At 34.4% G+C, this 11,610-nt stretch carries 8 protein-coding genes and 1 pseudogene; 8 read left to right on the forward strand and 1 reads right to left on the reverse strand.

The genetic code is table 11. From position 1 onward, the window contains the following. Positions 1-23: 23 nt before the first annotated feature. The 7 genes and pseudogenes from DMB95_RS09825 (at position 24) to DMB95_RS02945 (ending at position 10,651) form a co-directional block, all read left to right on the forward strand. Positions 24-1,548 (forward strand): annotated as a pseudogene (locus DMB95_RS09825) (N-6 DNA methylase). Then, complete coding sequence (locus tag DMB95_RS02920; protein WP_142930853.1) at positions 1,548-2,594, forward strand: restriction endonuclease subunit S; 1,047 nt, start codon at positions 1,548-1,550, stop codon at positions 2,592-2,594. Before DMB95_RS09825 ends, DMB95_RS02920 begins: the two are co-directional and overlap by 1 nt. 84 nt (positions 2,595-2,678) lie before the next feature. After that, positions 2,679-4,235, forward strand: a complete 1,557-nt coding sequence (locus tag DMB95_RS02925; RefSeq protein ID WP_142930854.1) for an ATP-binding protein — start codon at positions 2,679-2,681, stop codon at positions 4,233-4,235. Continuing rightward, positions 4,236-7,331, forward strand: a complete 3,096-nt coding sequence (locus tag DMB95_RS02930) for a type I restriction endonuclease subunit R (protein ID WP_142930855.1) — start codon at positions 4,236-4,238, stop codon at positions 7,329-7,331. It abuts the gene before it with no gap. Positions 7,332-7,405: 74 nt separating this feature from the next. Further along, on the forward strand, positions 7,406-8,752 hold the full coding sequence (gene gltX / locus DMB95_RS02935; protein WP_142930856.1) for a glutamate--tRNA ligase: 1,347 nt from the start codon (positions 7,406-7,408) through the stop codon (positions 8,750-8,752). Beyond that, on the forward strand, positions 8,745-9,035 hold the full coding sequence (locus tag DMB95_RS02940; protein ID WP_202922020.1) for a YggT family protein: 291 nt from the start codon (positions 8,745-8,747) through the stop codon (positions 9,033-9,035). Before gltX ends, DMB95_RS02940 begins: the two co-directional genes overlap by 8 nt. Continuing rightward, a complete protein-coding gene (locus DMB95_RS02945) occupies positions 9,032-10,651 on the forward strand; it encodes a lytic transglycosylase domain-containing protein (RefSeq protein WP_142930857.1) in 1,620 nt (539 codons plus the stop codon). The genes DMB95_RS02940 and DMB95_RS02945 overlap by 4 nt, the downstream gene beginning before the upstream one ends. Here DMB95_RS02945 and DMB95_RS02950 read toward each other — a convergent pair. Further along, entirely contained in the window at positions 10,551-11,030 is a 480-nt protein-coding gene (locus tag DMB95_RS02950) for a hypothetical protein (protein WP_142930858.1), read from the reverse strand. The two genes, DMB95_RS02945 and DMB95_RS02950, sit on opposite strands and share 101 nt — an antisense overlap. Positions 11,031-11,122: 92 nt before the next feature. On the opposite strand from DMB95_RS02950, the gene mobB reads away from it, so the two are divergent. Continuing rightward, a complete protein-coding gene (gene mobB / locus DMB95_RS02955) occupies positions 11,123-11,608 on the forward strand; it encodes a molybdopterin-guanine dinucleotide biosynthesis protein B (RefSeq protein ID WP_142930859.1) in 486 nt (161 codons plus the stop codon). The last annotated feature ends 2 nt before the right edge of the window (positions 11,609-11,610 follow it).

Raw genomic sequence — 11,610 nt, forward strand, 5'->3', positions numbered from 1 at the left:
AATTTCACTCAAAAGGCACATTGATGGCAAAACAAACAAAAGCAAAGCCTCAAAAGTCGTTAGAAACCGCACTTTTTACCGCAGCTGATAAGCTTCGCAAAAACATAGACGCAGCTGAATATAAACACATAGTGCTAGGCTTAGTGTTTTTGAAATTTATCAGCGATAGTTTTCAAAAGCTTTATGATGAGTTAGTAAATGATGGCGAGGACGCTGAGGAAGAGGATTTTTATATCGCAAAAAATATCTTTTTTATCCCGCAAAATGCGCGCTGGCAAGACTTAATCAAAAAGGCAAAAACGCCTAGCATTGGCAAGGACTTAGACTATGCCTTAGAGCTTATCGAAAAGCAAAATGAAAGCTTAAAAGGCGTTTTACCAAAAGTCTATGCAAAAGAAAATCTTGATAGTGCTACACTTGGGGATTTGATGAATTTAATTGATTCTATAAGCTTAAAAGAAGCAAATACAAGCGATATTTTAGGGCATGTTTTTGAGTATTTTTTGGGCGAATTTGCTTTGGCTGAAGGCAAAAAAGGCGGGCAGTTTTACACTCCAAAAAGCGTTGTGGAACTGCTTGTAAGCATGCTTGAGCCTTACAAAGGCAGAGTGTTTGACCCGTGCTGTGGCAGTGGGGGGTATGTTTGTGCAAAGTGAGGAGTTTATCAAAGAACATCAAGGAAAGATAAATGACATATCTATCTTTGGGCAAGAAAGCAACCAAACCACTTGGCGACTAGCAAAGATGAACCTAGCTATGCGAAAAATTGACTCCTCGCAAGTGAAATGGAACAGCGAGGGAAGCTTTTTAAACAACGCGCACAAGGGGCTTAAGGTGGATTTTATCATCGCAAATCCGCCTTTTAATGATTCAGATTATTTTAATGAAAGCCTTGCAAATGACGCAAGGTTTAACTTTGGCACGCCGCCTAGCTCAAATGCAAATTATGCGTGGATTCAGCACTTTATCCACCATCTCGCACCAAATGGCAGGGCTGGCTTTGTGCTCGCAAAAGGAAGCCTTACGAGCAACACAAACAGCGAGGGCGAAATCCGCAAGCAAATCATCGAAGCAAATTTAGTAGAATGCATAGTCAATCTACCCGCAAAACTCTTTTTAAACACACAAATTCCAGCCTGCCTGTGGTTTTTAAGAAGGGGCAAAACGCACACAAACACGCTTTTCATAGACGCAAGGAATCTAGGCACGCTCATCAACCGCAAAAATAAAATCCTAACAAACGAGTATATAAACCTAATCTCAAGCACCTATCACAAATGGCAAAAAGCCCAAGAAAATGCGGATTTAAACGATTATGAGGACACAAAAGGCTTTTGCAAATCCGCCTCACTTGAAGAAATCCGCGCGCTTGAGTATATACTCACACCCGGACGCTTCGTAGGACTTGCGGATAATGATGAAGAATTTGACTTTGAGGGCGAATTTGCAAGGCTCAATGCAGAGTTAAGAGAGCAGTTGAAACAAGAGGAAGTCCTAAATAAGCAAATACTTGCAAGCCTTGATATGATAGGTGCTAAGGCTAAATAATGGAATCTAACTTTTTTCAATCATTGCAAAAAGAAAGCTGGGAGGAAGTGAGACTTGAAAAAATAATAAAGTTAAAATATGGCAAGGAACATAAAAGCTTAAATAATGGCAATATTCCAACTTATGGAAGTGGTGGAATAATTCGATATGTAGATACTTCTATTTATAATAATAAATCTATTTTGATACCAAGAAAAGGGACTCTTAATAATATTTTTTATACAGAAAAACCATTTTGGGTTGTTGATACAATGTTTTATTCAATTATTGATTTAAAATTAGCTTATGCAAAATTTTTATACTATAAACTAAAAACAATTGATTTTAGATTACTTAATGTTGGCACAGCAGTTCCTAGTCTTACAACTCAAGTTATATATGATATAACAATCCCTCTACCACCCCTCAAAACCCAAGAAAAAATAGCACAAATTCTAAGTAGCTTTGATGATAAAATAGATTTACTCCACAAACAAAATAAAACCCTAGAAATCCTAGCCCAAACATTATTCCGCCATCATTTTATAGAAAATGCCAAAGAGAGCTGGGAAGTTGGAAAATTAGGGGATTTGATAAAGGTAAAAAGAGGAAAAAACATCACTAAAAAAGATGCTGTTTTTGGAATTTATCCTGTTATTGCTGGTGGAGTTAAACCTGCTTGCTACCACAATCAAAGCAATACAAAATCTCCTGTTATTACAATTAGTGCTTCTGGCACGGCAGGATATGTAAGCATTCATTATACGCCGGTGTGGGCTTCTGATTCATCTTTTATAGATGAAAGTGTTACACCTTATATTTATTTTTGTTATTTATTTTTAAAAATGAATCAAGAAGTTTTATATGGAAAGCAAGAGGGTAGCGTTCAACCGCATATTTATCCTAGTCATATTATGGACTTGGAACTTTTAAAATATCCCAAAGAAAAGATTGAGAAATTTGAGAAAGAAATTTCAATATATTTTGACAAAATTTCACACAATGCAAGAGAAATTCAAAATTTAGAATCTCTGCGTGATATAGTTTTAAAAAGGATTTTAGAGTAAATATGAATAACTTCATCATTTTTTTCAAAACTAATTTTTAGAATATGATATAATTTTTTTAAAAAATTTTAAAGGAGATTTACAATGAGAATTTCAAAGGTAAAAATAAAGAATTTTAGAAGCTATAAAGATGAAATAGAAATTGAATTTGGAAACTTAACTGCACTTGTTGGAAAAAATGATTTTGGGAAATCTACTATATTAGAGGCATTAGATATTTTTTTAAACGAAAATTCTGGTGTTGTAAAGCTTGATAAAGATGATATTAACAAGCAAGCTTTAGCTGAAAATGAAAATGCAAATATTAGAATAACTATAGTTTTTGATGATTTGCCTAGTGAGATTATAATTGATTCTACCAATCCTACCACATTAAGTGATGAGTATTTGTTAAATAATGATGGAAAACTTGAAATTATAAAAGAATACAAATTTGGATCAAAAGCAACTGAAAGTGTTTTTATCAAAGCCTATCACCCGACTAATGAAAGATGCAATAATTTATTAATAACAAAAATTACAAGCTTGAAAAAAATTTTAGAAGACGAAGAAATTAAATGTGAAGACAAAACGAAAAGTGCAACCATAAGAAAAGCCGTATGGGAACATTTTAAAGATGATTTGCAGTGTGAAGAAGTTGAAATTGACGCAAGTAAAGAAGAGGCTAAAAATATTTGGGAACAATTAAAAAAATATATGCCTTCATATTCACTATTTCAATCAGATAGAAAAAATAGTGATGGGGACAATGAAATACAAAATCCAATGAAACTTGCCGTAAGTGAAATTTTTAAAGATGAAGAGATACAAAAAACATTAGATAAGGTTGCAGAGAAAGTTAGAGAATCGCTGCAAGAAGTTACTAAAAACACCATTGATAAGCTAAAAGAGATGAACCCAGAAATTGCCGATAGTTTAAACCCGAATATACCAGAAACTAGTAGTTTAAAATGGGTAGATGTTTTTAAAAATGTTTCCATAACAGGCGATGAGGATATTCCTATTAATAAACGAGGAAGTGGAGTTAAAAGGCTAATTTTATTAAATTTCTTTAGAGCTGAAGCTGAAAGAAAAAGAAATATGGCAAAAGCTCCAAACATTATTTATGCGATAGAAGAACCTGAAACTTCTCAGCATTTTAATTACCAATATATGCTTATTAATGCTCTTTTAGAACTCTCTAAAACAGATAAAACTCAAGTCATTCTTACTACACATAGTCCATCTATTGTTAAAATGCTTGATTTTGATAATATAAGACTTTTAAAAGATAACGGGAGCTTTAAAGAAGTTGTTAAAATAGAAAAGCAAAGTATGCCAATACCTTCTCTTTATGAAATAATTTTCTTAGCTTTTGGCGAAGCCTATGAAGAATATCATAATGAATTATATGGATATATAGAAGCTGAAAAGAAATTTGATGAGTATAAAAAGGACAGGGATATTAGGGAATATATTAGAGTTACTAAAAAAGGCGAAACAAAGTCAGAAGATATAATTTTAACAGAATATATAAGACACCAAATACATCACCCAGAAAATAAGCATAACGATAGATTTACAAAAGAAGAGCTTAAACAATCAATCAAAGATATGCGAGATTTTATTGAAACAAACATTAAGCAATCACAGGATAACTAAATGCCAACCAACCAAATAAATGAAAACACCATAGAAAAAGAAGCTATAGAGCTTTTAACAAATCTTGGTTATGAGTATAAAGAAGCTAAAAGCTTGCAAAGAAAAAGCGATGAGTGGATTTTGCAAGAAGAGTTTTTACGCTCAATTTATGCTTTAAATTTCGCTCAAAATAAAAGATATGATTTTTTAAATGAGGAGCAAAAGGAAAATTTAGTCAAAGAAGCGTATAAAAAACTTACCCAGCTTGCAAGTGATAATAACGAGCTTTTAGAGCAAAACAAGGCTTTTCATAATTATCTTATCAATGGTATGAGTTTAAGAGTGTTTGCTGGTGGGGAGGAGCGAAGCATAAATTTAGAGCTTATCGACTTTGAAAATGTGGCTTTAAATGAATTTTTAGCAACTCGTCAATTTTCCTTTCGTCAAAAGGCTACAAATCGCTTTGATGTTTTGCTTTTTATCAATGGCTTGCCTTTGGTGGTTTTTGAGCTGAAAAATCCCCTTGATATAAATGCGACTTTGGAAAATGCCTTTAATCAAATTCAAACTTATAAGGCAGAATCTTGCGCGCTTTTTGTTGCGAATGAATTATGCATTATTAGCGATGGTTTTAGTGCTAAGGTAGGAAGCTTGAGTGCGGATTTTTCCCGCTTTTTATCGTGGAAGATTAAAGATAAGCAAGCAGATTCTAAACTTGAGCTAACAAATCTTATAAATGGCTTGTTTAATCCTAGTGTTTTACTTGATTTTATCCGCTTTTTTATCACTTATGAAAATGTCAAATTCCTTGATAAAAACGGCTACGCACAAAGTAAAATCATCAAAAAAATCGCTGCATATCATCAATACTATGCTGTAAATAAAGCCATTTTAAGCACGCAAAAGGCGATGAGTGAGGGCGTAGCTGGAGAAAGCAAAAAAGGCGGCGTAGTCTGGCACACACAAGGTAGTGGAAAAAGCCTTTCTATGGTATTTTTTGCAGCTAAGGCTTTAGACAAGCTAAGCAATCCAACCCTTGTAATTTTAACCGATAGGAACGACTTAGACAATCAACTTTTTACCACCTTTAGCCACTCAAGCGAGCTTTTAAGAACCACTCCAAAACGCATAGATTCTACCCAAGAGCTTAAAAGTGTGCTAAAGGGTATAAAAGGTGGGATTATCTTTTCAACTATGCAAAAATTTAAAGATGAGAACGAACGCTTTGAGACTTTAAGCAATAGAGAGGATATTATCGTTATCACTGATGAGGCGCACCGCACGCAGTATGGCTTTGAGGCGAGATTAAGGGGCGAGAAAATCAGCTATGGTTACGCGCAAAATGTGCGTGATGCCCTGCCAAATGCCACTTATATAGGCTTTAGCGGAACGCCTATAGAAAAAGATGATGCCAATACGCGTAGTGTTTTTGGGGATTATATCGATATTTATGATATGAAGCAGGCTGTGGAGGACGGGGCTACTGTGCCGCTGTATTATGAAAGTAGGCTTGCTAAGATTCATTTGAGTGATGAGGGTAAAAAGCTCATAGAAAATTTAGATAAGAACTTAAAAGACAAAAATAATACTAACGCCCTAAAACTTAGTCAAATCATAGGTGCAAAGCAAAGACTGCAGGCTGTGGCTAAGGATATACTAGAGCATTTTAACGCTAAAAAGCAAAAGCTTAAGGGTAAGGCGATGATAGCGTGTATGAGTAGGCAAATCGCTGTTGATTTATATAAGGAGCTCATCGCCCTTGAGCCTAGCTTGCACGATACGGACTGCAAAAAGGGGCGTGCTAAGCTTATCATCACTGCAAGTAGCGATGATGGGGCGGAGCTAGCGAGCTTTCATACAAGCAAAGAAGAGCAAAAAATCATCGCAAATCGCGTCAAAGATATAAATGATGAGCTTGATTTTATCATCGTTTGTGATATGTGGCTGACAGGCTTTGACGCACCGCCTTTGCATACTTTGTATGTGGATAAGCCTATGAGCGGGCATAATCTCATGCAAGCAATTGCTCGCGTAAATAGAGTATGTAAGGATAAAAGCGGAGGGCTTATCGTTGATTATATCGGTATAATGACATCTTTGCAAGAGGCTTTAAAATTTTATACTAAAGATTCTCAAAGTGAGTTTATCGCTGATAAAAGCGAGCTAGAACAAAAAATGCTAGAAAAATATGAAGTGATAAAAGATATGCTTTTTGAGTTTGATTATATGCAGTATTTTAAAGAATCTGATATAAATAAACTAGAAATTATCCAGCAAATCATAAATAAAATCTTAAGTGATGAAAAAGAAAAAAGACGCTTTTTAGATGAATGCACACAGCTAATAAAAGCCTATACCCTACTTTTGCCAAATGAAAAAGCAAATGAACTTGCAAAAGAAATCGCTCTTTTTGATATGCTAAAAAATAGAATCAAAAAAAGCCAGCAAGAAAGTAAAATTTCTATAGATAGAGAACAACAAAGCCTTATAAAACAAATCATTGATAATGAATTAAAAAGCGAGGGTATAGTTGATATTTTGGATAAAAGTAAACTTAATACAAAAGATATATCCATACTTTCAAATGAATTTTTAGAGGATATGAGAGCATATAAACATAAGCATATCGCACTTGAGACTTTAAGAAAGCTTTTAAATGATGAACTAAAAGCCAGAATGCAAAGCGAGCTAAGGACTAAGAGTTTATTTGAAAAAATGACTGAAATTTTGCTAAATTATCAAAATAAGCTTATCAATGCGACAAAGGTTATAGAAGAGCTAATAGAGCTTAGCAAGGAGCTGATAAAACAGGATAAGGATAAAAAGGAGCTTGGGCTAAGTGAATATGAATTTGCTTTTTATAGTGTTTTGGTGGAAAATAAAAGCGTAGAAGAAGTGATGGGAAAACAGGCTTTGCTAGAGCTTTCAAAGGCAGTATTTTTAGAGATAAAATCAAAAGCGAGTTTAGACTGGGAAATAAGAGAAAGTGTAAGGGCACAGCTTAGAATCGCCGTTAGAAAAGTGTTAAGAGAATTTGGCTATCCACCAAATATGATTAAAATCACCGCAGAAAATGCAATAAAGCAAGCCGAGCTTATCGCACAGGCTTTGACTTAGTTTTGCTTAGCTTTTATTAATCTTTTCAAGCTATAATTGAAGCTTTAAATTTATAAAGAAAATGAGAAAATTTAATGTATAGATTTGCACCCTCGCCTACCGGGGATATGCACATAGGCAATTTAAGGGCAGCTTTGATTAATTATCTTTGTTCTTTGCAGGATAAAAGTGGCTTTATTTTGCGTATAGAAGATACTGATACAGCTAGAAATATCGCTGGTAAAGATGAGGAGATCAAAGAGCTTTTGAAGCTTTTTGGTGTGAATTGGCAGCATTTTTATGTGCAAAGTAAGAATTTAAAATACCACCGCCAAATGGCTTTAAAGCTAGTGAGTGAAAAAAAAGCCTTTGCTTGTTTTTGCACGACTGAGGAGCTTGAGGCAAAAAAAGAAAAGGCTAAGGCTGAGGGTAAGCCATACCGCTATGATGGCACTTGTGAAAAACTTAGCGATAGCGAGGTTTTAGATAATGAAAAGCCCTTTGTGATCCGCCTTAAAAAACCAAGCAAGGCTATGGAATTTACGGATTTGATCAAGGGAAAACTTCATTTTGAGCCTGAAAATATAGATAGTTTTGTGATTATGAGGGCTGATAAAACCCCAACTTATAATTTTGCTTGTGCGGTTGATGATATGATGGAGGGCGTTACTTGCATTATAAGAGGGGAAGATCACACTTCAAACACGCCTAAACAAGAGCATATTAGAGCAAGTTTAGGCTATGATAAGCCTATGCTTTATGCACATTTGCCTATCATTTTAAACGAAGAAAGGCTAAAGATGAGTAAAAGAGAAGCGCATTCTAGCGTAAAATGGCTTTTAGAGCTTGGAATTTTGCCTGCTAGCATTGCAAATTATTTGCTTTTACTTGGCAATAAAACCCCACAAGAAATTTTTACACTTAAAGAAGCAGTAGAGTTTTTTGATCTTAAAAAGATCAGCAAAGCCCCTGCTCGTTTTGATCTTAAAAAGCTTTTACAAATCAACAGAGAACACATCAAAAGACTTGATGATGAGAGCTTAGCAGGACTTTTAGGCTTTGATGAGCTGGGCTTAAGCTTAAATTTAAAGGCTGATTTTGCAAAACTAGCTAAGTTTTATACTCAAGAAGCAAGCACTATAAATGAGCTTAAAGAAAAGCTACAAGGCATTTTTAAGCCAAATACGCATTTAGCTGAGTATAAAGAATATGAAGAACAAATTAAGCTTTTAAAAGAAATTCTAACGCAGCTTGAGCTTTCAAATTTAGATTATGAGGGCTTTAAAAACGAGCTTTTAACTAAAAGCAAGCTTAAAGGCAAGGCTTTTTTTGCACCTTTGAGGCTGCTGCTTACTAGTTCTTTGCATGGTCCTGATTTAAGCGAGCTTTATCCTCTTTTAAAGCCTTTGATGAAAGAAATTTTAGGAGAAAAACATGGTTGATGTGTTGGGAAGTTCTTTTTTGCTTTCAGTAATTGGCGTGATTCAAATACTTATCAATGCTTATATGTGGGTGATTATCATCACAGCCCTTATCTCTTGGGTAAATCCTGATCCTTATAATCCAATCGTGCAAATTCTTTACAAGCTCTCAGCCCCAGCTTACCGCCTTGTGCGTTTTATCCCTACAAGAATAGGCGCTATTGATCTTGCTCCTTTAATCATCATTATCGCTCTTCAATTTATCAGTATCTTGATAGGCAATATCGCAAGGTTGGCTTTATGAGGATAGTTTTAGCTTTAGTTTTTACTTGTGCTGTGGCATTTGCAGCCATTTATGATCTGCAAACCTTAAAAACAAAGGATAATTCTTTAGCTAAGGATTATTACCTGCACCGCTTGCTTGAGGAAAATCAAATTTCAAAAAAAGAAGCAAATAGCTTGCGTAAGCAAATTTTTCGCTATGCTGGAAAGATTAAAAAAGACTTAGAAAAACTTGTGCCTCCACCCAAAGCCTATGTTGATCCAAAATACGCAAAATGCTATAATTACACCACAAAAACCATCACAGAAGCAAATACAACTTGTCAAAAATTTAGGCTTAGCTCACTTGCTTTTATCTCAAATCTTGATACAAATACGCGTCAAAACCTTGCATATCATTACAAAGGTAGTGATTTAAGCACCCTACTTTTAGCCTTTAATGATACAAATATCTTAACTTTTCTTGTAAATAATCAAAACAGCAAGGATTTTATACGCACCTTTACTTTTTTAAAAGCAAGTGATTTAGATAATGTTAATGCCAGCTTTTTAAATGAACTTGCCAAGCAAAATGGCTTTGCAAAGTTTGCTCAAGATTTAATCATCAAAAAACAAGCCCCAAAACTTCGCTCCTCTTTTGTAAAAATCGATCCAAGTATGGTAAGTGAAGGTGTGGCTTTTTATCTGGGCGTAAATGCCTTGCTTTTTAATGATGAAAAAAAAGCTCTTGCTTTCTTTCAAAAAGCCTATGAAAGCTTTGATAAAGCCGCTGATAAAGATAATGCTTTATTTTGGATATGGCAGATTAACAAGAAAAAAGAACATTTACAAAGCCTAGCCAAAAGCCAAAGTTTAAATATCTATAGCCTTTATGCCAAAGAGCTTATGCGTGAGCCCTTGCCTCCTATTACTTTTCTTGAGGCAAAAGATACAAAATCAAATTTTAATATGAAAGATCCTTTTTTGTGGCAAAGCACAGCAAAAAAAATTCAAAAAGCAAGCCCAAAAGAACTTGAAACCCTTGCAAAAGAGTTTAACTCAAAGCACACCCTGCCTATTTATGCGTATATACTTGAAAGGCAGTTTAAATTTAAAAACAATTACTTTATCATGCCTTATTATGAGTTTATCAAGGACTATGATACTAAGCGTCAAGCACTTATCTTAGCCATTGCTAGACAAGAAAGCCGTTTTATCCCAACTGCTGTTTCAACCTCTTACGCACTTGGAATGATGCAATTTATGCCTTTTGTGGCAAATCATATCGCACAAAAAGAATTAAAGCTTAAAGATTTTGATCAAGATGATATGTTTGATCCAAAAACGGCGTATTTTTTTGCTAATCATCATTTAAATTATCTTGAAGAAAGGCTAAAATCCCCTGTTTTTATCGCTTATGCGTATAATGGCGGTATAGGCTTTACAAACAAAATGCTTGCACGAGATGATATGTTTAAAAAGGGTAAATTTGAGCCTTTTTTATCAATGGAACTTGTGCCGTATCAAGAAAGCAGGATTTATGCAAAAAAGGTATTAGCTAATTATATTGCGTATCTACATCTACTGAACGATAATACAAAGATTTCGAGTATTTTTGAAAGTTTAGTTCAAAACACTGAGCCTTCACGCAAAGATTAAGCTTAAGCACAGAAGCACTTTTTTCTTTAAAGCTAAGTTTGTAATAACTTGAATATTCGTTTGTAAAGACATATTTTAAAAGCTCGTCATCTTTTTCAAGAAGATTAAGTTCGCCTTGTTCTTGATCAAGGCTGATTGCAATGTCTGAAATTTCATCTATTTTAGGCGTAATACCAAGCAAAAAAAGCTCATCTTGACTTAGCTCATCTAAGATAGGATTAAGATAAGTTAGCAAAAAGATCAAATTATGCTCGTTTTGGACCACTCTTTGTTTTTGGGTGTGAATCAAGCCTTGAGCCCTTAACTCATCAGTGATACTTAAAGGCTTAGAACAGCTTAAGAAAAAAAACACGGCACAAAAAAGCAATATTTTCATCATAAAAATTCCCAAATTTTTAATGATATTTTAACTTTTTTAACTCTATTTTTTGCTTTAAAAAGTTATAATTTTTTAAATTTTTAAGGAAAATTGTGAAAAAACAAGTTATGGCTTTTAGCGGTCCTTCAAATTCAGGCAAAACAACTTTGATTAACAAGCTTATAAAGCATTTTAGCGCCCAAAATTTAAAGGTTTTTGTGCTAAAGCACGATCCAAGCGATAAGGCTTGCTTTGATACAAAGGGCAAGGATAGTTTTAGTTTTTTTGAAAACAAGGCTGAAGTTTTCGTGCTAAGTCCTACAAGAACGACTTTTTTTTCACATGAGCCAAGAAGCGTTGAAGAGTGCTTGAGGCTGGCTGGGGATTTTGATCTATTTTTGATCGAGGGGCTAAAAACCCTGCCCTACCCTAGAATCGGTGTTTTTAAAGATAAGCTTGATGAGAGTTATTTTAGCGTATGCAATGCTATAGCAAGCTATGAAAAGCCCAAAAATAACACACTAACTTGGCTTGATCTTGATGATATAAAAGGCATTGCAAGCTTTATCTTGCAAAATGCTTTTCAATTTAAAGGATAGAA

The sequence above is a fragment of the Campylobacter sp. MIT 12-8780 genome (assembly GCF_006864535.1).
In the GTDB taxonomy this organism is placed as follows: domain Bacteria; phylum Campylobacterota; class Campylobacteria; order Campylobacterales; family Campylobacteraceae; genus Campylobacter_D.

What these genes read in the sequence shown, in the direction of transcription:
- DMB95_RS02945 (WP_142930857.1), top strand. Translation starts at nt 9,032, where the DNA reads ATGAGGATAGTTTTAGCTTTAGTTTTTACTTGTGCTGTGGCATTTGCA.
- DMB95_RS02930 (WP_142930855.1), top strand. Translation starts at nt 4,236, where the DNA reads ATGCCAACCAACCAAATAAATGAAAACACCATAGAAAAAGAAGCTATA.
- gltX (WP_142930856.1), top strand. Translation starts at nt 7,406, where the DNA reads ATGTATAGATTTGCACCCTCGCCTACCGGGGATATGCACATAGGCAAT.
- DMB95_RS02950 (WP_142930858.1), bottom strand. Translation starts at nt 11,030, where the DNA reads ATGATGAAAATATTGCTTTTTTGTGCCGTGTTTTTTTTCTTAAGCTGT.
- DMB95_RS02925 (WP_142930854.1), top strand. Translation starts at nt 2,679, where the DNA reads ATGAGAATTTCAAAGGTAAAAATAAAGAATTTTAGAAGCTATAAAGAT.
- DMB95_RS02920 (WP_142930853.1), top strand. Translation starts at nt 1,548, where the DNA reads ATGGAATCTAACTTTTTTCAATCATTGCAAAAAGAAAGCTGGGAGGAA.
- DMB95_RS02940 (WP_202922020.1), top strand. Translation starts at nt 8,745, where the DNA reads ATGGTTGATGTGTTGGGAAGTTCTTTTTTGCTTTCAGTAATTGGCGTG.